The sequence below is a fragment of the Campylobacter sp. 19-13652 genome (assembly GCF_019702925.1).
In the GTDB taxonomy this organism is placed as follows: Bacteria; Campylobacterota; Campylobacteria; order Campylobacterales; family Campylobacteraceae; genus Campylobacter_A.
The window spans coordinates 352,336-378,766 of record NZ_AP024713.1 but is presented as its reverse complement, the minus strand read 5'-3'; the positions used below and the strand labels follow the sequence as shown (position 1 = coordinate 378,766).

At 40.6% G+C, this 26,431-nt stretch carries 21 protein-coding genes and 1 tRNA gene; 11 read left to right on the top strand and 11 right to left on the bottom strand.

Annotated features, from left to right (window positions below):
- Positions 1-455 precede the first annotated feature (455 nt).
- Positions 456-1,286 carry a peptidyl-prolyl cis-trans isomerase gene (locus LBC_RS01730; protein WP_221254404.1) on the bottom strand — a complete coding sequence of 277 codons (831 nt, stop codon included), beginning with the start codon at positions 1,284-1,286 and terminating at the stop codon, positions 456-458.
- Positions 1,287-1,348: 62 nt separating this feature from the next.
- Here LBC_RS01730 and gltX point away from each other — a divergent pair, with 62 nt between their 5' ends.
- The 6 genes from gltX (at position 1,349) to LBC_RS01700 (ending at position 7,849) form a co-directional block, all read left to right on the top strand.
- The gene (gene gltX / locus LBC_RS01725) at positions 1,349-2,731 is read left to right on the top strand and encodes a glutamate--tRNA ligase (RefSeq protein ID WP_221254403.1); all 1,383 of its coding nucleotides are present in this window, start codon (positions 1,349-1,351) and stop codon (positions 2,729-2,731) included.
- 2 nt (positions 2,732-2,733) lie between these two features.
- Positions 2,734-3,993 (top strand): malic enzyme-like NAD(P)-binding protein, encoded by a 1,260-nt coding sequence (locus LBC_RS01720; RefSeq protein ID WP_221254402.1) that lies wholly within the window; start codon positions 2,734-2,736, stop codon positions 3,991-3,993.
- Entirely contained in the window at positions 3,990-4,619 is a 630-nt protein-coding gene (gene upp / locus LBC_RS01715; RefSeq protein WP_221254401.1) for a uracil phosphoribosyltransferase, read from the top strand. Before LBC_RS01720 ends, upp begins: the two co-directional genes overlap by 4 nt.
- A gap of 10 nt (positions 4,620-4,629) precedes the next feature.
- Positions 4,630-5,163: an NAD(P)H-dependent oxidoreductase gene (locus tag LBC_RS01710; protein WP_221254400.1), complete on the top strand. Its 534-nt coding sequence runs from the start codon at positions 4,630-4,632 to the stop codon at positions 5,161-5,163.
- A 2-nt stretch (positions 5,164-5,165) separates the two neighbouring features.
- Entirely contained in the window at positions 5,166-5,849 is a 684-nt protein-coding gene (locus LBC_RS01705; protein ID WP_221254399.1) for an MqnA/MqnD/SBP family protein, read from the top strand.
- Positions 5,850-6,163: 314 nt separating this feature from the next.
- Positions 6,164-7,849 carry a methyl-accepting chemotaxis protein gene (locus tag LBC_RS01700; RefSeq protein ID WP_221254398.1) on the top strand — a complete coding sequence of 562 codons (1,686 nt, stop codon included), beginning with the start codon at positions 6,164-6,166 and terminating at the stop codon, positions 7,847-7,849.
- 261 nt (positions 7,850-8,110) lie between these two features.
- On the opposite strand, the gene LBC_RS01695 is transcribed toward LBC_RS01700, so the two are convergent.
- From LBC_RS01695 to LBC_RS01685, 3 genes are all read right to left on the bottom strand, one after another.
- Positions 8,111-9,796: a methyl-accepting chemotaxis protein gene (locus LBC_RS01695; protein WP_221254397.1), complete on the bottom strand. Its 1,686-nt coding sequence runs from the start codon at positions 9,794-9,796 to the stop codon at positions 8,111-8,113.
- 186 nt (positions 9,797-9,982) lie between these two features.
- The gene (locus LBC_RS01690) at positions 9,983-10,984 is read right to left on the bottom strand and encodes a PAS domain-containing sensor histidine kinase (RefSeq protein WP_221254396.1); all 1,002 of its coding nucleotides are present in this window, start codon (positions 10,982-10,984) and stop codon (positions 9,983-9,985) included.
- Entirely contained in the window at positions 10,981-11,871 is an 891-nt protein-coding gene (locus LBC_RS01685) for a DUF234 domain-containing protein (protein ID WP_221254395.1), read from the bottom strand. Before LBC_RS01685 ends, LBC_RS01690 begins: the two co-directional genes overlap by 4 nt.
- A gap of 52 nt (positions 11,872-11,923) precedes the next feature.
- Here LBC_RS01685 and LBC_RS01680 point away from each other — a divergent pair, with 52 nt between their 5' ends.
- Positions 11,924-13,195, top strand: coding sequence for an aminotransferase class V-fold PLP-dependent enzyme (locus LBC_RS01680; RefSeq protein ID WP_260173451.1), 1,272 nt, complete (start codon positions 11,924-11,926; stop codon positions 13,193-13,195).
- A 551-nt stretch (positions 13,196-13,746) separates the two neighbouring features.
- On the opposite strand, the gene LBC_RS01675 is transcribed toward LBC_RS01680, so the two are convergent.
- Entirely contained in the window at positions 13,747-16,422 is a 2,676-nt protein-coding gene (locus LBC_RS01675) for a hypothetical protein (protein ID WP_221254393.1), read from the bottom strand.
- Between the two features lie 82 nt (positions 16,423-16,504).
- On the opposite strand from LBC_RS01675, the gene LBC_RS01670 reads away from it, so the two are divergent.
- Entirely contained in the window at positions 16,505-16,696 is a 192-nt protein-coding gene (locus LBC_RS01670) for a hypothetical protein (protein WP_221254388.1), read from the top strand.
- Positions 16,697-17,053: 357 nt separating this feature from the next.
- Here the strand turns inward: LBC_RS01670 and LBC_RS01665 are convergent, their stop codons facing one another.
- From LBC_RS01665 to LBC_RS01655, 3 genes are all read right to left on the bottom strand, one after another.
- Positions 17,054-17,203, bottom strand: a complete 150-nt coding sequence (locus LBC_RS01665; RefSeq protein ID WP_221254392.1) for a hypothetical protein — start codon at positions 17,201-17,203, stop codon at positions 17,054-17,056.
- A 135-nt stretch (positions 17,204-17,338) separates the two neighbouring features.
- Positions 17,339-17,848, bottom strand: a complete 510-nt coding sequence (locus LBC_RS01660; RefSeq protein ID WP_221254391.1) for a hypothetical protein — start codon at positions 17,846-17,848, stop codon at positions 17,339-17,341.
- 92 nt (positions 17,849-17,940) lie between these two features.
- Positions 17,941-18,039: transfer RNA gene (locus tag LBC_RS01655), tRNA-Sec, on the bottom strand.
- A 120-nt stretch (positions 18,040-18,159) separates the two neighbouring features.
- Here LBC_RS01655 and LBC_RS01650 point away from each other — a divergent pair.
- Together LBC_RS01650 and LBC_RS01645 are read left to right on the top strand one after the other, a co-directional pair.
- Positions 18,160-18,705, top strand: coding sequence for a BON domain-containing protein (locus LBC_RS01650; protein ID WP_221254390.1), 546 nt, complete (start codon positions 18,160-18,162; stop codon positions 18,703-18,705).
- 130 nt (positions 18,706-18,835) lie between these two features.
- Positions 18,836-18,982: a hypothetical protein gene (locus LBC_RS01645; RefSeq protein ID WP_221254389.1), complete on the top strand. Its 147-nt coding sequence runs from the start codon at positions 18,836-18,838 to the stop codon at positions 18,980-18,982.
- 357 nt (positions 18,983-19,339) lie between these two features.
- Here the strand turns inward: LBC_RS01645 and LBC_RS01640 are convergent, their stop codons facing one another.
- On the bottom strand, positions 19,340-19,531 hold the full coding sequence (locus LBC_RS01640; protein WP_221254388.1) for a hypothetical protein: 192 nt from the start codon (positions 19,529-19,531) through the stop codon (positions 19,340-19,342).
- Positions 19,532-19,613: 82 nt separating this feature from the next.
- Between LBC_RS01640 and LBC_RS01635 the strand changes: the two genes are divergently transcribed.
- A complete protein-coding gene (locus LBC_RS01635; RefSeq protein WP_221254387.1) occupies positions 19,614-22,952 on the top strand; it encodes a hypothetical protein in 3,339 nt (1,112 codons plus the stop codon).
- A gap of 150 nt (positions 22,953-23,102) precedes the next feature.
- On the opposite strand, the gene LBC_RS01630 is transcribed toward LBC_RS01635, so the two are convergent.
- On the bottom strand, positions 23,103-24,812 hold the full coding sequence (locus tag LBC_RS01630) for an ATP-binding protein (RefSeq protein ID WP_221254386.1): 1,710 nt from the start codon (positions 24,810-24,812) through the stop codon (positions 23,103-23,105).
- Entirely contained in the window at positions 24,812-26,431 is a 1,620-nt protein-coding gene (locus tag LBC_RS01625) for a long-chain-fatty-acid--CoA ligase (RefSeq protein ID WP_221254385.1), read from the bottom strand. Before LBC_RS01625 ends, LBC_RS01630 begins: the two co-directional genes overlap by 1 nt.

Sequence of the window (26,431 nt, the reverse complement as noted above, 5' to 3'; positions counted from 1 at the left end):
TAAATTTATTTTACGCCCTTCCCCATTTTATTTATCCATTGCTTGCTAAGTCTGCGTCCTTATAGCGCTTTAAAACGACGCCAGCAGTATCACGATTTAAATTCTTACGACTGAGCATTCATATAGATAAATAAAAGAGTAAAAATTTAAATCCAACGATGCGTAGAAAAGCAAGATGAGCTGGTCGCTAAAAGAAAAAGCGTTAAATTACAAAATATTGCAAGATGATTTTTGCTTGCACCATTTTCATAGCTTGCATACGTTTGGTATAGTTGTGAGCTATTTTAAAACGGAGTGTGCATATAGCGCATGAACTTTAAAATAAGCGAAGTTTTTGCAAAAGCTAGCCCATAAAAAGCACGTCAAATAAGCTAGCCTAAAGCCAGCAAAGCCTCCAAAAAAAAAGAAAGAGTGAGGCAGCTAGCTTTAAGGCAAAGCCAAGTCAATAGCAGAGCCTATCTTATTATCTCTATTTTTGCCTTGGCTCTTAATTTTTCAAAATAATCATTTAAGGTTTTATTTCTCTCAGCGTTAAACATCTGAGTTAAAAGTGCGTCTTTTACGCTATCAAAAGGCAGTGTCGCGCGCCCATATTTAGAAAGCACCTGCATCACCTCAAAGCCGCTTGGAGCGCGCATTATAGGCGTGTAAGCACCATCAGAAGTTTGCATTAGCACAGCCACTAGCTCGGGTCTAGCCCCACTTATTGCTATATCCTCCTCCGCTACGCTAACGTTTGCGAGGCTATTTTCGCCATTTATCCTAGCCTCAAGAGCCCTAGCGTCGGTACTACGAAAAACCCTCACCTTGACATTTGCATACCCCTCAAACTCGCTCTTATTAGCCTCATAATAAGCCTTTGCTCGCTCTTCACTCACACTTCTACTGCCTGCTGCTATCGCACGGTAAAGCTTTTCCTGCAGTATTGCATTTCTTACATCCTCGCTTAAATCAGCCGCATTTACGCCTTTTTGAGCCATAAAGCTTCTAAACTGCGCTGGAGTCATGCCGTTTTTACCAGCTAACTGAGCTATGCGCTCATTAATCTCAAACTGAGATGTGCTAAGCCCCATCGCTTTAATCTGAGCCTGCTCTAAACGGTCTTTTATGAGCAAATTCAAAGCCTCCGCATCTGTTAGATTAAGCTTTGCCTTAGTTTGCGCCACGTCAAAAAGCGTAATAGGCTCGTTATCCACGATAGCCGCTATTGCGTTTACAGTCTCGGCTTTTAGGGGATTAAACAAGCATAAAAGTAAAATCGCTATGAAAATAGTGCGTTTTAGCATAATAAAACCTTTGATAAAGTATAATTTCAAACATTATAACATAAAAATTTAAGGGCTTTATAATGATAGTTACCAGATTTGCCCCTTCTCCTACTGGATATTTGCATATAGGTGGGCTTAGGACGGCGCTTTATAGCTACCTTTACGCACGTAAAAATGGCGGAAAGTTTTTACTGCGCATTGAGGATACGGATTTAAAACGAAACAGCGAAGATGCGGTGCGTGCCATACACGAGGCCTTTGCTTGGTGTGGGCTGGATTATGACGGAGAGGTCGAGTATCAGTCAAAGCGGTTTGAAATTTATAAAAAATACATCGCCGCACTGCTAGAGCGGGGGCTAGCCTATCGCTGCTATATGAGTAAAGATGAGCTTGACGCACTTAGAGCTGAGCAAGAAGCACGTGGCGAGCGAGCTAGGTATGACGGGCGTTATAGGGATTTTACAGGCACGCCACCAGCTGGGATAGAGCCAGTTATTCGCATTAAAGCGCCACTTAGCGGGGAGATTAAATTTAATGATGGCATAAAGGGCGAGATCAAATTTAATGCCGCTGATATTCTTGATGATTTTATCATAGCTCGCAGCGACGGCACGCCTACGTATAACTTCGTCGTCGTGGTTGATGACGCACTAATGGGCGTAACGGACGTAATCAGGGGCGATGATCACCTAAGCAACACGCCAAAGCAGATAGTCCTTTACCAGGCGCTTGGCTTTAGCGTGCCAAAGTTTTACCACGTTGCGATGATAAACGGCGAGGACGGCAAAAAGCTAAGCAAACGCCACAGCGCAACAGACGTAATGGAGTATAAGGCTATGGGCTACCTGCCTGAGGCGCTTTTAAATTTTCTCGTGCGGCTTGGCTGGAGCCACGGCGATGATGAGATATTTAGCCTTAGCGATATGGTGCGTCTTTTTGACCCAGCCCACATCAGCAAAAGCGCAAGCACCTATAATACAAGCAAGCTTGAGTGGCTAAACGCTCACTACATCAAAACTCTACCTTATAAGAGGCTTGCGGCGGCTTGCGATGAGCTTGGCTTTAGCTTTGAAGGCGTGCCAAATAAAGAGCTGCTTTTAGATATTTTAAGAGAGCGAAGCAAGACGCTTTTAGATATGATAGCAAGCGCAAAGAGCATAGTAAATGCACCAAATAGCTACGATGAAAAGGCGGTAAATAAATTTATAAACGATGAAGCACTTGCGCTTTTAGCTAAGTTTAAAGTGGCTTTGGAGAGTGCTAGCGACGCAGCAAGTGCACAGGAGTTTGAAGAGCTAACGAATGAGTTTTTAAGCCAGAGTGAGAAGAAGCTAAAAGACCTAGCCCAGCCGCTACGTATCGCAATGACTGGCACTAGCGTGAGTCCTGGGATATTTGAAGTGATGCAAGTAATCGGTAAAAATGAAGTAATAAATAGAATAAATAAACTTATAAAAGGATAAAAGTGAGCAAAGAACTACAACAAGAAGCATTAAAATACCACGAAGGTGGTAAAATAGGCACACACATAAAAGTGCCAGTAGCCTCATCTAAAGACCTAAGCCTAGCCTATAGCCCAGGTGTCGCAGAGCCGTGCAAGGTAATAGCCGAAGACGCAGGGCTGGCCTATAAATACACAAATAAATCAAACCTAGTAGCAGTCATATCTAATGGTACTGCGGTGCTTGGGCTTGGTAATATAGGCGCACTTGCGTCTAAGCCTGTAATGGAAGGCAAAGCAGTGCTATTTAAAAAATTTGCTGGCGTTGATGCGGTGGATATAGAAATAGACGAGACTGACCCAGCAAAGATAGTTGAGATTTGTCGTGCGATAGCCCCTAGCTTTGGTGGGATAAATTTAGAGGATATTAAAGCTCCTGAATGCTTTGAGATAGAGCCGGCCTTACAAGAAGCCGTCGACATTCCAGTAATGCATGACGATCAGCACGGCACAGCTATCATCACGACAGCTGGACTACTAAATGCTGCCCAAATAGCAGGCAAAAACATACCAGATATGAAAATTGTCGTAAGCGGAGCTGGAGCTGCTGGTATAGCCTGCGCTAAGATGTATAAAAGCGTGGGAGCAAAAAACATAATAATGGTCGATAGTCGAGGCGTAGTGCATAGCGGTAGAGATGATTTAAACGAGCAAAAAAGAGAGTTTGCAATTACGACCAATGAACGTACCTTAGCTGATGCACTAAAAGATGCGGATATGTTTTTAGGGCTTTCGCGCCCAGGGCTAGTAACTAAGGAGATGATAGCCTCCATGAAGCCCTATCCTATCGTATTTGCTCTAGCAAACCCTGTGCCTGAAATTTATCCAGATGAGGTGCTAAGCGTGCGCCCTCACGCCATGGTCGGCACTGGTAGAAGCGACTTTAACAATCAAGTAAACAACGTCCTTTGCTTTCCATTTATTTTCCGTGGCGCACTTGACGTGAGAGCTAAAAAAATCACCGAAAATATGAAAAAAGCAGCAGCTGAAGCACTTGCTGCGCTAGCAAAAGAGCCAGTACCAGATGATGTACTACTCGCTAGCGGAGTAAGCGAGCTAAAATTTGGTCAGCACTACATCATACCAAAGCCATTTGATCGCCGTGCCTTTGTATGGGTGAGCCTAGCTGTAGCAAAAGCCGCCGTAAAAGACGGCGTAGCCAGAGTGAGCGAATTTGACGAGCAAGCCTACAAAAGCAAGCTAGAAAAGGAGGCAAATTTATGAAAAACATAAAGCTCATCGAGCATCCCCTAATCTCTCACAAACTAGCCATACTGCGCGATGAGCGCACCCAGCCATTTCAGTTTCGTATGCTAATTGATGAGATAAGCTATCTTATGATGTTTGAAGCAACTAGAGATCTAACTCTACGTGAGATAGAGGTCAAAACCCCAGTAGCTAGCACAAAGGCGCAAAAGCTAGGCACAAAGCTTATGATATGCCCTATTTTGCGAGCTGCGCTTGGTATGCTTGATAGCGTTTTCAAGCTAATTCCAGATGCGAGTGTTGGATTCTTAGGATTTCAACGAGATGAAAAGACAGCTCAGGCTGAGTTTTTCTACGCAAAGCTGCCAAATGACGCAAGCGAGCGCACTGCGATAATAATAGATCCCATGTTTGCCACTGGCGGAACTGCAATCGATGCGGTTAAATTCCTAAAACAAAAAGGCGTAAAGGATATAAAATTTATAGCCATCATAGCTGCACCTGAAGGGCTTGCTAGATTTAGCGAGGTCTACCCAGATGTAGAGGTCTTTACCGCCAGCATAGATGAGAGACTAAATGAAAAAAATTACATAGTCCCAGGTCTAGGAGATGCTGGCGATAGAGTGTTTAACACCACAAATTAAGGAGAAAATTATGAAAACCCTAGTCCTACTTTCACATCCAAATTATGCAAACTCAAGAGTAAACAAGGCTCTTTTTAGCACCGCATCAAGCATAGGAGGCGATATATCAGTGCGCCACATAGAGGCGGTTTATGGCTTAGATACTAGCAAAATAGACGCTAAAACAGAGCAAGCTCTAATAGAGGGTGTTGATAGAGTGGTACTTCAGTTTCTACTTTATTGGTTTTACTCGCCTGCCATGCTAAAAGCCTACATAGACGCTGTTTTCACACGTGGCTGGGCATACGGAAGTACTGGCACTGCGCTTATTGGCAAAGAGCTTCAACTTGTTGTTACCGCTGGGGCTGGCGAGGCTGAGTATTCTCCACAAGGCTCAGTAAAATCAAGCATTGAGCAAATTTTACTAGGATTTCACTCTACTGCAACTTACTGCGGCATGGTATTTAATAAGATAAAATTTATAGGCGGTGCGCTAAACATGAGCGACGAGGAGCTTACGCTAGCTTGCGATGAGTATAAAACACTGCTTACAGACTCGGAGTGAAAGTGAAGTTTGGCAAGATTGATTATTTAAATTTATTGCCTTTTCACGTGTATTTAAAGCGTAGTGCACTTAGTAGCTACAAAAAGGCGGCGATAGAGTACAAAAAGGGCGTACCTAGCCGCCAAAACACAGCCCTACGCCGTAAAAGCGTCGACGCCGCTATAATCTCAAGCGTGCAAAGCTCTCGCAAAAACTACAAGAGTCTAGATTTTGGAATAGTTGCAAAACACGAAGTAAAAAGCGTCCTAGTACGCAAAAATAGCCCTCCGCAAAAAGACGCCGCAAGTGCTAGCTCAAATGCCCTAGCCGCCGTACTTGGACTAAATGGCGAGGTCATAATAGGTGATAGAGCACTTAGGGCTTATATAAATGAGGGAGCGGATAAATTTATCGACTTAGCAAAGCTTTGGCACGAACGCACTAACGGACTTTGTTTTGTATTTGCTAGATTTTGCTACACATCGCACAAATCAGCCTGCAAGCGCCTTGTAAGAGGCTTTTTAAAAACTCAAAAAAATGCCAGCATAAAAATCCCTAGATATATCCTGCAAAACTACTCAAAGAGCAGACAAATCAGCCAAAAAGATATCCTAGAGTATCTAAAACTCATAAGCTACCACATAGGAAAGAAAGAGAAAAAAGCTCTAAAACTTTTCCTAAAACAAGTAAAAAATTTAAAAAAATAATTTATATTTTAACCAAAAATAACATAACATGCAAAATAAAAATAAATTTTTAATTAAGTTTAAATATTTAAGCTTATCTTGGTGTAATTTACAACAAGCCATAAATTAAAAAATAAATTTATAAATATATTTTTAATAATAATTAAATATAATAAATAATAAAATCAATAGCTACAAAATCCCCAATCTAATATGCTTACAACTATTTTTTCTTGTTTACCGTTTTTTTTTTTTTTTGTTATTTTTCAATTTATACTATTCTGATAATCTTCAACTAAATTTTAAATTTCAAAATTAAAAAGGAGCTACAAGAAATGAAGATTTCTTCTAAGATTGTCCTAATGTTAGTTGTTTCCCTAGGGCTACTGCTAACATCTGTTGTGGTTGTAAACTCTTTCATAAGCAAAGAGACTACAAGCTTTACGAAAGATAGCATAATAAATATCATGCAAAAAGAAAGAGAAGCCGAACTCATAAATGAAGTAAAAATTCTTCGTGCCGTAGCTGATGCGATGTATGCAGATGGAATTAAAGAGCATATGAGTGAAAATATGATAAGAGTATGGATGGCGGAGTATTTCTCTAAGATAGGCTGGGGCGATAACGAATCAAACTACGCTTATATCTTAGACTCAAAAGGCAACCTGATCTATCACCCTAGAAAAGACTTTATGGGGCATAATAAAATAGACCTACAAGATGCAAATGGGGTAAAAATTTATCAAGAAATTATAAAAAATGCTACATCAAATAAAAATGATTTTACACACTATATCCTAAAGGTTGACGGTCATGAGATACCTAGACTGGGTTTTGGTTTAAAAATGAAAAATGTTGACTGGATAGTTGCATCCAAAATAGATACCGACGACATAGCAGTACAATCAAGTAAAAAAGCATCAGAGCTTGATGACTTTATCTCCAAAGAAGAGAGCATATTCCTCCTTATCGCATCAGCTATAGTTATTGTATCTTTAATAGTTAGCATACTTTATACTAAAGCAAGTATCACTAAGCCACTTAACACCTTAATCGAAAGAGCTAAGAACTTAAGTAGTGGAGATGGCGATTTAACACGTAAGCTAGAAGTAAGTGGTAAAGATGAGACAGCCCTAGCAAGTGCAGCCATAAATGATTTTATAGAAAAGGTAAGAGTATTAATAAGTGATGCTAAGCACCTAAGTACTGAAAACTCAAGTGTAGCAAATGAGCTAAGCTCAACATCTTTACAAACTGGAAAGCGTGTAGAGGATAGTACAGCAATAGTAAATCGTGTAAATCAAAACTGCTCTGATATAGAGGAGAGCATGAAAGAATCAATTGCTAGAGCTCAAAGCGGCAAAGAGGATTTACAAAAGGCAACCACATATATAAATGAAGCCACTATGGCTATAGGAAACCTAGCTAATCAAATCTCACACTCAGCTCACACAGAGGCTGAAATGGCTAATAAAATAGAGCAGCTTAGCAAAGATGCAGAGCAGGTAAAATCAGTACTTGTTGTAATAAATGATATAGCAGATCAGACAAATTTACTTGCCCTTAATGCAGCTATTGAGGCAGCACGTGCTGGAGAGCATGGCAGGGGATTTGCAGTGGTTGCTGATGAGGTAAGAAATCTAGCAGAGCGTACTCAAAAATCTCTAACAGAGATAAATGCTACAATTAATGTAATAGTACAAGCCATAACTGAAAGTAGTGAGCAGATGAATGCAAACTCTAAGCAAATAGGCGAATTAAACGAAGTAGCTAGCAATGTAAGAAATACAATTGATGTAATGAGCGATGCAATAGGTAATGCTATAAGATTAAGTGATAGTACAGTAGAGGATTATATCCAAACTGGTAAAAATATCCAAAACATAACCAAAGGCATAGGTAGTATAAGCGAGCTATCAAGTGAAAATGCTAGAAGTGTAGAGGAGATTGCCTCTGCGGCTGAGCATCTAAATAAGATGACTGATACGTTAAATTCTAAACTTGGAGAGTTTAGAACGTAAGGTCGTTTTAAATTTAGTCTAGATTTTGGGGTGCGGACTAGGCTGCAAGAAATTTAAATAAATCAAAGCACCCCTCTCTCTTTTTTGTATTTATTCAAAAAATCTGCGTCAGTTGCCATACGTATTTGGCTCTTAACTTACACACGCTAATAAAATAAAAATTTATGATTTGATTAAATTTGAAGTACCGCTGAGCCAAATTTTAAATCAAGCCCAGCAGTTAATGAAGTAATTATTTTTAAAAGCTAATAGATACTGCGCTTACGTCCTAAACTCACCTAGTTTAGAATTTAACGTATCAGTCATCTTATTTAGATGCTCAGCCGCAGAGGCAATCTCCTCTACACTTCTAGCATTTTCACTTGATAGCTCGCTTATACTACCTATGCCTTTGGTTATGTTTTGGATATTTTTACCAGTTTGGATATAATCCTCTACTGTACTATCACTTAATCTTATAGCATTACCTATTGCATCGCTCATTACATCAATTGTATTTCTTACATTGCTAGCTACTTCGTTTAATTCGCCTATTTGCTTAGAGTTTGCATTCATCTGCTCACTACTTTCAGTTATGGCTTGTACTATTACATTAATTGTAGCATTTATCTCTGTTAGAGATTTTTGAGTACGCTCTGCTAGATTTCTTACCTCATCAGCAACCACTGCAAATCCCCTGCCATGCTCTCCAGCACGTGCTGCCTCAATAGCTGCATTAAGGGCAAGTAAATTTGTCTGATCTGCTATATCATTTATTACAACAAGTACTGATTTTACCTGCTCTGCATCTTTGCTAAGCTGCTCTATTTTATTAGCCATTTCAGCCTCTGTGTGAGCTGAGTGTGAGATTTGATTAGCTAGGTTTCCTATAGCCATAGTGGCTTCATTTATATATGTGGTTGCCTTTTGTAAATCCTCTTTGCCGCTTTGAGCTCTAGCAATTGATTCTTTCATGCTCTCCTCTATATCAGAGCAGTTTTGATTTACACGATTTACTATTGCTGTACTATCCTCTACACGCTTTCCAGTTTGTAAAGATGTTGAGCTTAGCTCATTTGCTACACTTGAGTTTTCAGTACTTAGGTGCTTAGCATCACTTATTAATACTCTTACCTTTTCTATAAAATCATTTATGGCTGCACTTGCTAGGGCTGTCTCATCTTTACCACTTACTTCTAGCTTACGTGTTAAATCGCCATCTCCACTACTTAAGTTCTTAGCTCTTTCGATTAAGGTGTTAAGTGGCTTAGTGATACTTGCTTTAGTATAAAGTATGCTAACTATTAAAGATACAATAACTATAGCTGATGCGATAAGGAGGAATATGCTCTCTTCTTTGGAGATAAAGTCATCTAATTCATCTGCTTTTTTAGTCGCCTTAGTAAGGACATCATCAGTATCCACCTTAGAGGCAACTATCCAGTCTATATCCTTCATCTTAAGACCGAAGCCAAGCCTAGGTATGTCTTTTCCATCTAGCTTAAGAGTATAGCGAGTAAATTCATTTTTGCCAGACATGGCATTATTTATAATATCTTTATAAAGCTCCACTCCGTTTGGATCTTTAAAATCAAGCTTATTTTTACCCATGAACTCATCTCTAGGATGATAAATCAAAGTTCCCTTTGAATCAATAACGTAAGCGTATTCGCTGCCATTTTCACCCCACTTAATTTTAGAAAAATACTCTGCCATCCAGCTTCGTATTTCCTCATCGCTCATCTGCTCATTTAAGCCATCAGTATACATTGCATCTGCTACAGAACGAAGTATCTTAACCTGATCTACAAGAGCATCCTCTCGCTCTTTTTGCACAATATCCACTATGTTATTTTTAGTGAAATTTGTAGTATCTTTGCTAATAAATGAGTTTACAACAACTACAGCAGTAAGCAATAAACCCAAAGATATCACTAGCATAGACACGATTTTAGAAGAAATCTTCATAATAAACTCCTAGTTTTGGTATAAATTTAAACTATATTTAATAGTCTATTACAAAAGTGTAAATTAAAATACAATAAATTTATTTAATATATTAAATCAATAGTTATATTTTAATTTAAAATTTATTTTAAATTAAGCAAAAACTACCCTAATTGATAACACAAATCTTTATCCGGCTTTAAGACTCTATCTAGCCAAAGGCAAACTCACACAAAAAGTTTTTGGATTTAACGCTATTTCTATGCTTCCGCCATGTGCAGCTATGATTTGTACACATAGGGCAAGCCCTAGCCCATTGCCCTTTAGCTTACTTGTCTTAAAAGGTTCAAATATAGCTCCAGTGTCAGCTATGCTCACTCCACTATCATAAATATAAAACTTAAGCTCATCACCCTCTTTTTCATGCCAAAGCCTTACCTCGCCCTCATCATCATCACTCTCCTCAATCGCATCTATTGCATTAAAGATTAAATTATCAAATACCATGGCGATTAAATCCGCATCCCCAACATAGCTCATATCACCAAAATCTAGATTAAATTCAATCTGCTTTGAATACTCATAATACTCTATCGCCTCTGTGCACTCCTTTGCAAGAGAGCTAAATTTAAACTGCTTCGGCGTAGTTTTTACCCCTTTAGTAAATAGCAAAGTCGCCTTTATAATCCGCTCCACACGCCATATGGCTTTTTGCATCTGCTGGGCTAGGATTTCTCCCTTGCCACTTACATAGCGAGGCAATGAGCTAGCTAGGAGAGAGAGCGAGCCTATGGGATTTCGTATCTCATGCGCTAGATGAGCTGCGACTTGTCCCATTGACACAAGCCTTTCTGTGCGCTTTTGTACTGTTATATCTGTGGCCGTGATGATAATTTTATCGCCACTTTTTACGAGTTTTGCTAGATATACTCCTCCATTAAACTCAACCTCAGTGCTGTTACTCTCCTCACCAAGCCCAGCGATTACTGCACGTAAAAGCTCATCTTTATTTGAGGCTTTTGAATTTGATAAAAAAAGGCTCTTGTTAGAATTTAATACCCAAAGCGCATCAGGTATTGCGTCTATTACGCCCCCTATCATCTGGCGCAAAGACGCATACGAGGCATTTAACCGCTCGTATTCTGCCTCTATTATATAGGTCTTTTCTATCAGGCTTTTTAAGCCGTCTTGTATGCTTAAATCACTCATAAAAGCTCCTTAAAATCCTCCAAATCATAAAGCCCCACACGCTCGCTTTTAAGCCTTAAAAGCTCATTGCTAAAGCCGCAAGCCGAGACTATGCCCAAATGATATGGCAAAACACCTAAAGCTTTGCATTTATTTTCTAGCTGGCTTAGCACGCTTTTGCAGACCTTTTTGCCTCTGTATTTTGCCTCCGCAGCCACAGCACCCTGCTCGCAAAATCCAAATATATCAATCTCAGTCTTATCCACCCAAAGGCTTTGAAGCGTGCATTTTGCGCCTAGCTTTTTAGCCACTAGCTCGCAACTTAACCTCTCAAAGCCCAAAGAACAAAATACATCAAACTCACGCTTTATCATAGCCATTACTTCATCTTTTTTGCCAGCCATTAAAAGCTTTAAATTTGGCTCAATAAAATAAAAGAAAAAGCGCAGAAAATGGGTGCAAAAATGAAGCTTATTTTGTATGAGTCTGCGCCTTTGATAGCGTGGGAGTTTTTGGCGTTTATCACGCTTTGGACGGACTTCAAAGGTTGGCTCGATAAAAAGATACTCTCCCCCTAAAAGCGAAGCATAAGCCCTTGCGGCGTCTTGCTTTAGCATGAGTTTATAAGCACTAAAATAACGTCTATCACCCCTTGCTAGTTTGCATAAGACAGCACGCTCATCTTGGGATAAATTTAAAGCTATCGAAATCTCCCCAGCCCTAGGTAAAATCTCCTCATAAATCGCCTCAAAAATATCATAATAAGCGCCCTTTATCATAAGAGCGTCAAATACAAAATAAAAACGTATAAGCTCGCCTATATCAAGGTGCGGCATACGCTTATAAAAGCTACTTAGAGTATAGATATTATGCCTTTTTTGTATGTGATTTGTGCGTGATTGTAGCATATTTTTAGCCAAAATAGGTATAATAATGGGCTAAATTTAAGGAGTAAAAGTGATAAGCTTATCGCAAATAAGGGAAAATATCATACTAAAGCAGGGCGTGCATTATTTTGACTTTACCGCCTCTGGCTTAGCCTATGCACCCATAGAAAAGCGCATAGCAGATATGCTACCCGAGTATGCAAACACCCACTCTGAAAGCTCCTCAAACTCCATAAAAACTCAAAAGCTATATGAACATGCCAAAAGCGAGCTAAAGCGACTGCTTGGGCTAGGAGATGAGTTTTATCTCATGGCTACAGGGCATGGCTCAAGCGCGGCGATAAAGAAGTTTCAAGAACTCCTTGGCATTTATATCCCTCCAGCTACAAGGCGTCGCCTAGGCATGGTGCGCCCAGAAAATCTGCCCCTAGTCATAGTCGGAGCGTTTGAGCATCACTCAAATGAAGTAAGCTGGCGCAGTGGGCTTTGCGAGGTCGTGCGAATAGGACTAAACGACAGAGGAGGGATAAATTTAAACGAGCTAAAAAGCGTACTAAGCGCAGCAAAAGCGCAAAATCGTGAAATAATCGCTAGCTTTAGCCTAGCCTCAAACGTAACAGGCGTCATCGCCGAATACGCCAAAATCTCAGCACTCGTGCGTGAAGCAGGCGGGATAATGGCATACGACGCAGCCGCTGCAAGTCCGTATATGCAAATTGCTGCACGCTATTTTGACGCACTTTATCTAAGTCCACACAAGCTCCTTGGTGGTGTAGGCAGCTGCGGATTGCTCGCTGTAAGAAAGGGGCTTTTTGGATTTGAAAAGCCAACATTTGCAGCTGGAGGGACAGTAAGCTACGTAAGCAGAAACTCGCATAAATTTATAGCCCAGCCTGAGAGGCTTGAGGAGGGTGGCACTCCGCCTATTACCCAGCTAGTGCGTGCGTGGCTAGCGTATGCACTGCGTGAGGAGGTGGGGCTTGAGCGTATAGAGCGGACTGAAACCGAGCTAAAGCAGTACTTTACAGCTAGGCTTGAAAAAGTGCCAAATTTAATCAACTACTGCCCACGCAATCAACGCCGACTTGGAATTTTTGCCTTTAACATAGCTGGCATTAGCCCTTATGAGCTAGCAAATGCTCTATCAGAGCGATACGGCATACAAACTAGGGCAGGATGTGCGTGCGCTGGACCATATGGGCATGAGCTTTTGGGATTAGTAGACGACGCACCGCTAGAGCAAAAACCAGGCTGGCTTAGAGCAAGCGTGCATTATACGCACACAAAGGCTGATATTGATTATTTTATAGAAAGCTTAAAAGAGTGCATTAAAGACTTTGTTTAAATTTAAAGGCAAATCATTAAACCGCAAAAATTTATTTTGTTTGATTGTTGCTTTTTAAACAATGCTATTGATTGCAAATTTAAAAGCCGCATATATGAGCGACTGATTAATCGATAGTATCTTTGGGCGGTACTAGCTAACGCCAGTTTTACAAAATTACTAAATTCACTCAGGAAGGACAAGCTTAGCCCTACTGCTAGGCTTGTGTCTTAAGAGCGCTAATACAAATTTTATACACACTAGCGGCACCCAGCCAATGACCACACGCCGCTAATTTGCGCTAGTACTCTTAAGTGTAGGCGTAGCTACTTTATATTGTCGGCACGATTTTAGCGTCTTGCGCAACTTGAAATAAAAAACCAAAAATAAACGTTGACAAGCATTTGCTCTGCTAAGCCGCTTTTGGCTTGCATGCACTACTTTGCCACAAGTAAAGGTGGAGCGAGTATACCGCTACGATACGAGCTATGTTTAAGAAGTTTAAATTTACACTAAAGCGCAGGCTTTGGATTAAGCCACCCAAAGCCTATTTGCGTTTAACCAAGTAGCCCTTACTGCTGATCTGGTTCGATTATAAATGTTACAGAGCTATCTGTAGCACTGTACTCCTGCGAGCCATCTTTTTGGGTAAATTCATGGCTTAACTCTACGCCTGAGCTATCTTTTTCACCCACGATATTTAGGCTATTGCGATTATCAGTCATATCTATAACGTCTTTTGCGCTTAGTTCTAGCTTAGCGCCGTCATTGTTACGCACTTCTAGCGTTTCTATATTTTTTACCGTATTTAAATTTATATTTGGCTCGTTATTTAGGGTTAGTTTGTCATTACCAGCCTGTGTGTCAATTAAATTTGCACTTGAATTTTCTAGCGTAATATCATCATTGCCATCCCCACCAAAAATTTGATTTACGCTTGAGTTTGACACACTAATTTCATTATCGCCACCAAAACCCCAAATCCAGCCGCTAGCTGTTGAGTTTTCTATAGATATAGCGTCATTGCCATTGCCTGCATTTACGTTTTGTACGTTTGAGCTTTCATTTATAGATATACTGTCATTTCCGTCGCCACCCTCGATTATACCGCTAATGCTAGAGCCTGATATATTTATCTCATCATTTCCAGTATACCCAGACACAAAGCCACCCACGCTGGAGTTTTGTATAGACACGGTATCATTACCCACGTCAGCATTTATGGCACCACTTACATTTGCGCCATTTTCTACCGTGATATCATCATCTCCTGCATAGCCTCTAATAAAACTCTCAACGTTTGCGTTATTTATAGTTATATCATCATTTCCAGCACTTCCGGTTACATTGCCTTTTACGGTTGCCTCATTAGATACTGTTATAGTGTCGCTTTGCACAGAAGCTTCTTCAGCACCCCTAACAACACCGTCTACAATGGTCTCTTTACCAGTTATTACTATGGTATCGTTTCCTTGCTGTCCTGAGACGTAACCTTTTATAACTGTGCCATCAGATAGTGTTACACTACCATTTATATGCGCGCCATAACTGATTGTTAAGGTGTCATCGCCTGCGCCACCTTGGACAAAGCCAGCCTCTGCATTTCTTACCGTGATTACATCATTTGCACCTAGATTAGCCCTTACGTCCTCATAGCCCTCTCCAGCGACTATGCCTACTACCCTTGCGCCTTCGCTTATTTCGATATTATCCACACCACGACCAGCCAGTATGTCCCCTATAACGATAGCCTCGTTTGTTACAGTTATCATATTCTCTCCAGTGCTTGCTTCTTGAGTACTACCCATATGTATAGAGCCTACTTCAGCACCGCCGACATATACGTAATTATTCATGGCGCCAGCACTGCTTTTTATAACATTTACATTAGCTCCATTTTCTATTCTAAATGTATCAGCTCCACTTTCAGCACCGTCATCAGCAGCATTACCTCCTTTTATCACGCCGCTCACCACAGTACCTGCGTCAGTTACATTTATGGTATCATCACCTACGCCGGCTGCAATATTTTGCACTTTTGAAGCATTGCTAATATCGATAGTATCATCTCCAGCTTCGCCAAAGATAGCATTTACTGCAGAGTTATTTGTAACCCACAAGCTATCGTTGCCTTCCCCTAAAGCAACGTATCTATCTGTATTAAAGTTTTCCAGAGTTATATCATCATCTCCAGCACCAGCTCCTATGGCATTTTGAAATTTAAACAACACATCACTCTCATTTGGGTTTCTCTCAGCTTCTGGGTGTAGAGACGTAGAGTTTTTGACATTTAACTCATCATCTCCCTCCCCTAAAAGTACAGCTCTTTTTAAATTTGAGCCTTCTATATTTACCTTGTCATTTCCTGCGCCTGCGTTTATGTTATAAATTTCTTGTCCACTATCCGCTAAAGCATCGTGCGGATCTTTAAAATCACTATTTTTAGCGTTAAGCTTATCATCACCATCACCTAGATTCACAAAGCCTATACCACCCATGCCTAGCTCATCTATCTTGGCTTCGTCTATACTTACAGTGTCGTTGCCAGCTTCTGTGTAGATACCAACCACAGAAGCACCGCCATTTAATACCACACTATCATCGCCATCACCCAGATATACACCACCAGCTTGAGTGCCACCTAAAATTTCTACTCTATCATCACCAGCTTCTGAGAATACAAGCTCACTCACGGCATTTTTATCCAACACCACAGCATCATCACCACTTCCAGTATCTATCACAACTGCACCAGAAGGCATTTCGCCGTTTTCGTCGCCGATGACTTTTACATCATCATCTCCCTTTCCAGTTAATAAATTTGCCACAACTACGCCATCTATTAGTATTTCAGTATTGCCGTTGCCGCCGTAAATGCTATCTATTATTCCTCCACCTCTTGGGTCATCTGCTTGACTAGTTATGACAAATGCGTCTGGCTCGCTTTGAATATAGCTATCAACCTTATCAGCCGAGGTTACAATTAGCTTTGCCGAACTATCAGTGCCTATATATATGCCACTATCTGCGTTATAAAACCAACCTTTGTTATACTCAAAAAATCCGCTTGAGTTATCTACCTCAGTTACTCCAGGAGCAGTTGTATTTAGCGCTATGCCATTATTATCAAATAGGCTTTTTGAATTTTCAAAGGCTTGATTAAAGCTGTTTAAATCATCGCCATTTCTGTGATTTTCTTCGACTCTTAAGCCTAGATTGATACCACCATAGGCCTCTTTATTATACACTGAATCAGGTAGTATAAATTTAGTCGTATCCACAACAACTGGCGGAGTTACAGGGGCTGGGTCAACTGGCGGATTTGTCGGAGTGGTTGGATTTGTATTATTAGGCTCGTTTGTATTACCAGGCTGTTCTGGTGTGCTTGGCTCTGGAGTATTAGGGTCTGTTGGCGTGCTTGGATTATCAGACTCATTTGGATTATTTGGCTCACTTGGCTGGCTAGGCTGGTTTGTATTATCAGGCTGGGCTGGATTACTTGGCTGGCTAGGAGTAGCTTGATTATCCGTAGTATCAGCTGTTGTTGGATTTCCTGCAGTTACATTTGTGGCTGTTACGTTTGAAGTATCAGTAGAGCTTAGATTTCTAGTATTGGCATTTACATTGCTTTCGTGTCCGCCCTCATCAAAGCCAGCAGCTCCTAGGCTTATGCCGTCTCCACCTGCACCAGGTGCTCCACCACCAGCTGCGGTAGCTTGTAAATCGCTTAGGTCTTCGCCGTTTAGTATGGCTTGTTGGAGTGAGTTTGCGTCTGCTATGTTTGTTACGTCAGGGTCGAATGAATTTGTTTGTAGTGTGCTTAAATCAAGCTTTAAAGTATCGTTTGATAGGAGGGTTATATCTTTGCCGTTTTCTAGCTCAAGTGTGGCTGCGCCCCCCCCCCCCTATGGCTGTTTTTACGATTTCACCATTATCTAGGCTATCGCCTACTTTTAGTTCTCGTCTTTGTCCGTTTTTGTCTATTGCGTAAGCTTTTATGCTTAAGCTTTTAACTGTCGCTGATGACATTTAGTCTCCTTAGTTTGTTTTTTGTATCGGAGTGATTATATCAAGATAAAGTGGGTTTGGATATTGTACTAAAGGGTAAATTTATTATATTACAAATTTTAAAATTTAAACTATCAGGCAAGGTAAGCGCTAAGCCTACACCTGCTCTGGCTCGATGATAAAAGTAGACATATTGTGACTATGCTCACTTACGCTATATTCGCTACTTGCGCTATCTTTTTCGCCCATTATATCCTTTACACTTAATACATCATCTGTACTGAGTTTTAATTCCTCTGTATTATTAGCGCTTACTTCCTCATCAACCCTAATATCATAAAAACTAGCAAAATCAGGCATAGCTAAATCAAGCTCATGGGATAAAAGCGCACTCAAATCAACCGCACTATGCACCACGCTCTCATCAGTGTCAAAAGAGCTATCTTGCGTTACGCTACTATCCAACCTTAACATATCATCGCCTTGAAGCGTGAGACCTTTACCATTGCTTAGCAAAAGCTTAAGCGCCGCAACCTCATCGCTACTGGCTGTTATTATAAGCTCATTAGCCTCTAGATTATCACCTAAGCTTAGCTCTTTTTTATCTCCATTTTCATCTACTAAAAAGGCTTTTGAGTTTATTTCAGATACCGTTGCCACTGGCATTTACTGCTCCTAATTATTTTTTATTATTTTTATGTAGATTATAGCAAAAATATGGGGTAAAGGATATTGTACTTTAGGGTAAAATATAAATTTGGCGAGAGGGTGAGAGAATCGAACTCCCCGCGAGACGGTCAACCGCCCCACCATTCGGGTTTGAAGCCCGCGAGCGCCACCAGAACGCCATACCCTCCAAAATAAAGCAGGGGCAAATTATAATCAAATTTATCTTAATTTTAGCAAAACTTAACTAAAATCCCAAAAGCACAAAAGTCAAGGAAACACCGATAAATAGGCTTATATCTTGGGTAATAATGGCTATTTTGTTCTCAGGCTGCATTAGCGTCATCTCTCCTATTTCAAACGCGCTAACAGTATACGACATCTACTCCATATCGCGCGATAAAAGAGGTATCATCACAATAGCCTCCGATAAGATAAAAAAGCTAAAAATTCAATCCGCAATCCTAAAAAGCAAGGGCATAAGCAACTGGGACATAGACGTGGGCGTGTTTTACTCGCAGGTGTATTTAGTGGGGTTAGTAGAGGATAAAAAGGCATATAAAAAACTCCTATCGCTAGCAAAAAATGAGATAAAAAATGGCAAAATTCATACCTACATAAAGATAAAACAGCCAAACTATAACTGCTCACACGCTGCTATTTTTAGCCAGTTAAAGGCGGATTTATTCGGTGCTAGCAACGTAGAGGGTACGGCTGTGAGAGTAAGCATAGTGGGGTGCGATGTAGTCTTTACTGGCGTGGTGGCTAGCAAAAATCAAGAAAGCAGCGCCATATGGTTTGCTAAGCACATAGACGGCGTGGATAATGTCTACTCATTTTTACAGGTCATTAACTAATCTTAAAGGCATTTTTGCTTATTTTGATTTAAATTTAAAAGTGTAATCAACTTTGCCCCTTGGTACAATATAAAAAATCATAATATTTAGATAAAATTGCTCCACACTAATTCAATCCAAAGGAGACTAAATGTCATCAGCGACAGTTAAAAGCTTAAGCATAAAAGCTTACGCAATAGACAAAAACGGACAAAGACGAGAACTAAAAGTAGGCGATAGCCTAGATAATGGTGAAATCGTAAAAACAGCCATAGGGGGGGGGCGCAGCCACACTTGAGCTAGAAAACGGCAAAGATATAACCCTCCTATCAAACGATACTTTAAAGCTTGATTTAAGCACACTACAAACAAATTCATTCGACCCTGACGTAACAAACATAGCAGACGCAAACTCACTCCAACAAGCCATACTAAACGGCGAAGACCTAAGCGATTTACAAGCTACCGCAGCTGGTGGTGGAGCACCTGGTGCAGGTGGAGACGGCATAAGCCTAGGAGCTGCTGGCTTTGATGAGGGCGGACACGAAAGCAATGTAAATGCCAATACTAGAAATCTAAGCTCTACTGATACTTCAAACGTAACAGCCACAAATGTAACTGCAGGAAATCCAACAACAGCTGATACTACGGATAATCAAGCTACTCCTAGCCAGCCAAGTAATCCAGCCCAGCCTGATAATACAAACCAGCCTAGCCAGCCAAGTGAGCCAAATAATCCAAATGAGTCTGATAATCCAAGCACGCCAACAGACCCTAATACTCCAGAGCCAAGCACACCAGAACAGCCTGGTAATACAAACGAGCCTAATAATACAAATCCAACCACTCCGACAAATCCGCCAGTTGACCCAGCCCCTGTAACTCCGCCAGTTGTTGTGGATACGACTAAATTTATACTACCTGATTCAGTGTATAATAAAGAGGCCTATGGTGGTATCAATCTAGGCTTAAGAGTCGAAGAAAATCACAGAAATGGCGATGATTTAAACAGCTTTAATCAAGCCTTTGAAAATTCAAAAAGCCTATTTGATAATAATGGCATAGCGCTAAATACAACTGCTCCTGGAGTAACTGAGGTAGATAACTCAAGCGGATTTTTTGAGTATAACAAAGGTTGGTTTTATAACGCAGATAGTGGCATATATATAGGCACTGATAGTTCGGCAAAGCTAATTGTAACCTCGGCTGATAAGGTTGATAGCTATATTCAAAGCGAGCCAGACGCATTTGTCATAACTAGTCAAGCAGATGACCCAAGAGGTGGAGGAATAATAGATAGCATTTACGGCGGCAACGGCAATACTGAAATACTAATAGATGGCGTAGTTGTGGCAAATTTATTAACTGGAAAGGGAGATGATGATGTAAAAGTCATCGGCGACGAAAACGGCGAAATGCCTTCTGGTGCAGTTGTGATAGATACTGGAAGTGGTGATGATGCTGTGGTGTTGGATAAAAATGCCGTGAGTGAGCTTGTATTCTCAGAAGCTGGTGATGATAGAGTAGAAATTTTAGGTGGCACTCAAGCTGGTGGTGTATATCTGGGTGATGGCGATGATAGTGTGGTATTAAATGGCGGTGCTTCTGTGGTTGGTATCTACACAGAAGCTGGCAACGACACTGTAAGTATAGACGAAGCCAAGATAGATGAGCTAGGCATGGGTGGTATAGGCTTTGTGAATCTAGGTGATGGTGATGATAAGCTTAACGCTAAAAATAGTGATTTTAAAGATCCGCACGATGCTTTAGCGGATAGTGGACAAGAAATTTATAACATAAACGCAGGCGCAGGAAATGACAAGGTAAATATAGAAGGCTCAAATTTAAAAAGAGCTGTGCTTTTAGGGGAGGGAGATGATGAGTTAAATATTAATAATTCATCTACCCTCAACTCTATTTTAGGTGAGGCAGGTGCTGATAAAATAACCGCATTAAACTCGCAAATTTCTATTGTCGATGGTGGTGCTGATAATGACAATATCAGTGTATCAGATGATGATAATCTTAATCCATCATACAACTTAAAAATAATGACGGTAAAAGGTGGCGATGGAGATGATAATATATCTGTCTCAAAAACGCAACAAGTATCAGCGATTGATGACGGCAAAGGTGATGACGCCATCAGGGTATCAGAATCAAACGTTTACACAATTGGTGGTAATCACGGCAATGACAATATCACTGTATCAAAATCGCAAGCAGAATTTGTTCACGGCGGAATAGGTGATGATACAATTAATGTCTCAAACGGCTCAAATATCACTGAAGCACTTCAGACTGACGGCGGTAGTGATACCGTAGTAGTCTCAGATTCAACGGTAGCCGCTGTTAATGGTGCTGGGGGCGAAGGTCATAATATTAGCTTGATAAATTCAACCGCTAATAGTGTCGCTGGTAGCAGGGGTGATGATACAATATCTATAACTGAAAAATCAACTGTAGGAAGTGTAGATGCAGGTGCAGGCAACGATACAATAACTGTTAAAGATAATTCAAGGGTAAATAATCAAATTTCAGGCGGTGATGGAAATGACACTATCAAGGTGCTTAATAATATGCCTGATGATGGGTCTAATAAGACAACCGTTAATAATATCTATGGTAATAAAGGAAATGATAATATAACAGTAACAAATTCAAATGTAAATTTAGTTCAAGACGCTTCTGGCGACAATACTATCACTGTCTCAGACTCAAGGGCTTATACAATTGACGGCTTTAATGGTAATAACACCATCTCTGTTTCACACTCTACGATAATTGAAAGAATTAACGTTGATGGCGGCAATGAACATACTATCAACATCTCAAATAACTCAAATGTCGGTGAAGTTATTGGTAGCAATGTAGTTGATAGGATTAACATATCAGACTCAACCGTAAATAAAAGTGTTTTTGGTAGTGGAGGTGATGATTATATAAATATATCAAACTCACACATAAGCCAAGATGTCAGAGGTGATACTGGCAACGATACTATCACTCTATCAAACACACAAGCCAATAATATCCAAGGCGGTGGCGACAATGACACTATCATGGTAGAAAATGACTCAAGCCTAGATAGAATAAACGGCGAAGCAGGAGACGATACTATAATCGTAGACGGCTCAAATATAACCGGAACGATTGGAGAGGTCGCTGGCGCGGATGGTATTGACAATATCAGTATAAAAAACGGCTCAAACGTAGGGAAAGTTTCTGGCGGTAACGATAATGACATTATCGACATTCAAAAATCAAATACAAATATTATTGTCGGCGATGAGGGTGATGATAAAATAAACGTCTTAAACTCAACTGTTAGTAATATATTAGGTAAAGAGGGTGATGACACTATCACTGTATCAAGCTCAAAAGTATCCGTTTTAATTGATGGCGAAAAGGGAAATGATAGCATAACTGTCAAGGATAACTCAAAGGCAGCTAGTATTGTTGGTGGTGTTGGAAATGACATTATTAAAGTGCTTAATAATATACCTGATGATGGGTCTATCATTAAAAATATCGATGGTAGCGCAGGGAACGATATTATAACCGTAGCAAATTCAAATGTAAAATTGGTTCAAGGCAATTCTGGTAATGATATTATTGCCGTCTCAGACTCAAGTGCTTCCGTTGTTGACGGTAGTAATGGTAGTGATACCATTTCTATTTCGCACTCTACAGTAACTGAAAGAATTCAAACTGGATATGGCAATGAAAATACTATTAACGTCTTAGATGAATCAAACGTCGGTGAAGTTTTGGGTAGCACTGGCGTTGATAAGATTAATATATCAGACTCAATAGTAAATAAAAACGTCCGAGGTCTTGAAGGCAATGATACGATAAGTGTATCAAGCTCAACGGTAAGAGGAGATGTTTCTGGTGGAGCGGGGCAAGATAGCATTACCTTAAACAGCTCAACTATCACAGGCAAAATAGACGGCGATGGAAACGACACAAGTGTGCCAGATAATGATAAGCTAAGCCTAGTTAACCAGCAAATAGACCTAAGCGCGGTAAAAAATATAGAAACCCTAGAAGTTAGTAACGATGATGGCTCTCATCTAAATTTAAGTGTAAATGATGTCATAGGTATGACTGATAGTCGCAATAGCCTAACCGTAAATGGTGATCCAAATAGCGTATCGCCAAGCGCAGAATTTGATCATAGCGCTATAAATGAGTACAGCACCACTACAAACGATAACCAAAACGTACGCATAATATTGGAGGATCAACTTCTAAACAGCTACTAATTAAACGCAAATAGGCTTGGGGCTAACTCGCCCAAAGCCTGTGCTTTATGATAAATTTAAACTTTTTAAGATTGTTAGAAAAGTTATAGCGTAAAAATAAACTAAAGCTTTCGTGGTTTAAATTTAAGCGTCAAAACACCCAAAATATCGCTACAAAAGCCCTACTTTTTTACTCTCGCCAAATGAGCTATTTAGCTCTCTAGTGATGCTTGCCCTAAAATCCTCTAAGCTAAAAATAGCCTCCTCGCGAAGCGCAACCTTTAAGGCTGTGTTTTTCATCACGAGCACAATTTGTGCGCCACTTAGGGCGTACTCGGCTAGACTTTCTATGCTAAAGCCATCCTCATAGACCGCATTTTCAGGTAGCACGCGCCGCCAAATGGCAAGTCGTTCGCTAAAGCCAGGGCGTTTAAACTCGATCTTATAATCAAACCGCCTAGAAAACGCAGGATCAAGACTTTCCATAAAATTTGTCGTAGCCACCAGCACGCCACTAAATTTCTCAATCTGCTCTAAAAAGATATTTTGCATTTGATTGTGCATTTTCTCACTGCCACTAAAGCCCTGCACGCGGGTGCTTAAAAACTGATCTGCCTCGTTTAAAAGTAGCACTGGTTCACTTTTTGTGCGAGCACAAATATCCTTATAAACGTCAAAAATTTTCCTGACATTTTGCTCGCTTTCGCCCACATATTTGCTTAGAATTTTAGAGCAATCAAAGCTTAAAACCTGCTTTTTTAGGCTTTTAGCTAGGCTTACCGCACTCATGGTCTTGCCAGTACCAGCCTCTCCGTAAAATAGCACCTTTGCGTCCACGCCTCGCCTACGCTTTATCCCCCAACTAGAAAGGCGGTCTATGACTTTTTTGCTTGTTTGCTTTAAAATCGTATCCAAAAGCTCCTTTGTAGCGGCATTTAGCACCACATCATCCATACTCGTGCTTGGCTCAATTAGCTCAAAAATTTCTTGCTCTTTAATCACAGAAGCAAGCAGGCTTTTTTTGCCAGCTTTATCCTTTGGGTGCATGATAGAATGAAGGACGTCCTCCGTGATAAAAAAGTTGCGACTTATACTACCAAATGCGTTTAAAACCTCGTCATAATCGATTAATCCGGCCTCAAGCAGCCTACCACCCTCCTCTAAAAGTGAGCGGTTTTTTATTCGTTCAAGCTCTGAGGAGCTTGTTAAGTTTATAAGCGCATTTAAATCTCGTCCGCCATCAAAATCGCCAGCATACTCCTCCTTAAGTAGAGCTAAAAATATAATCTGCTCTGCGCTATTTAGAGAGTTTTCTTTAAAAATTTGCTCTATTTTTATGGGCTGTTTGCTCAGATTTATACGATCTTTTATGCGATTTTCAAGCTCACTTAAGCTTGCGCTTAATCGCTCTTTTGCCTCGCTACCAGCTTCTAAAAATGAAAGCTCTTTGTAAATTTCAACCCGCCCAAACTGATCTTGCAAATACTCAAGATGATCCTCATATGCGGATAAATTTGGTAGCACTAGCGGTCTTTCGCCATACTCTAAAAGCCCCAAAAAGCTGGACGATAGGCTTACTTCACTATGCAAAAGCCCCAAAAGCCCACTCTCTTTTAAATCGCTCTTAAAGGCGCCCAAAGTCTGCACCACCCAGCCTGCTCGAATAAGAAGTGCGATGTCGTTTAAATGCGCCAAATGCTCATAACTTGCCGTGTCATAATGGCTAGCTAAAAGCTCATACACACCCATAGACGGCGAGCCTTGCGCATAACTGCGTGCTAAGTTTTGCAGTATCAAAGCCTCGCTAGCAGAGGCTTTTACAGGGGACTTTATCCCCTCGCCTTTTAGATTTTTTTCTATGAATTCTATAAATTTTTGCATTATTTATCTGAGTTTATCTCGTCTTTTAGTACACGCTTTAGCACCTTGCCAGTAGCGTTTTTAGGTAAGTCGTTGCGAAAGTGTATGCTCTTTGGAATTTTAAAATTTGCTAGGTGCTGTTTTAAAAACTTCCTTATCATAGCCTCGCTTATATTTGCTTCATCTTTAAGCTGAATAAAAGCCACAACCTCCTCATCAGCATGCTCGTCTCTTACCCCAATAACCGCAGCGGCTTCGACTTCGTCTATCTTTAAAATCGCCTCCTCTATCTCACGAGGGTAGATATTTATGCCTTTTGAGATTATTAGGTCTTTTTTACGATCGACGATGTAGATATAGCCTTCATCATCCATATAACCTAAATCACCCGTGCGAAGCCAGCCGTTTATAATGGTCTCATCGCTTGCTGCTGGCATACCCAAATACCCCTGCATCACGCAATCTCCGCTAACTATAATCTCGCCTATCTCGCCCCTAGCACGCTCTATCATCTCATCATCGACTATTTTCACGCTATATCCAGCTAGAGGTACGCCTACGCTTAGGGGCTTTTGCTTTTTAAGTGGATTTGCAGATACGATAGGTGAGCATTCGCTTAGTCCATAGCCCTCGATAAGCTTTGCTCGTGGAAATTTAAGCTTAAAATCATCAATAGTCTGCTTAGCCAAAGGTGCGCCTCCACAGATAAAAAGACGAATTTTATTAAACCAGCTAAAATACCATGGAATTTTTGCCTTGCCTATGGCTGTATAAATAGCTGGCACGCCTAAAAATATGGTAGCTCGCTTTAAAAGGGCTTGCTTTAGGACATTTGAGAATGGAAAAATAGAGCGCATGATAATAATACTCGCCCCACAAACCAGCGGCAAAAGCACCATGGCTGTAAGAGTAAAGCTGTGAAACATAGGCAAAAATACCAAAAATCTATCGCTACCCCTAACCACAAACTGCTCGTGAGCGCCGTTTATATTTGAGATTATATTACGATAGCTTATCATAGCACCCTTTGGCTTGCCAGTCGTACCTGAAGTGTAGATAATATGCACTAAATCCTCTTTACTCATCGCAATAGGCGGAATGAGCTTTGAGGGGGAGGTTAAGAGCGATTCATAGCTTAGCACCTTTGCATACACATCCTCAGGCATATCTAGATACATGCTCTCGCCCACTGCGCCCATTTGATCCACGCTTGCTGTAGTGCTTGCCACCTCGTCATTTGCGCCTATGTAGATGATATGCTCTAAATTTAAGCTTTTAGAGGCTTTTACTATCTCTGTACGCAAAGACGCTGAAGCAAATAGCACCCTAGCCTCGCAGTCTTTTAGGATATAGGCTATCTCTTCGGATTTTAAAAAGGTATTTATAGGCACTGCCACCGCTGCTGTAGCTGTGATGGCTAGATAGGAGATTACAAACTCGCTTGAGTTTGCCACCACCATAGCCACTCTATCGCCCTTGCTCACACCCATAGCTTGCAAATGCCCAGCCAAAGTCCCTACGCTATTAAAAAGCCCCTTATAGCTTATGCGAGCCTTATCGTCAAAAATGGCGATTCTTGAGCCATTTGTACTAGCGATTTGGCTTAGAATTTCATATAAATTATACTGCCCCTGCCCCAT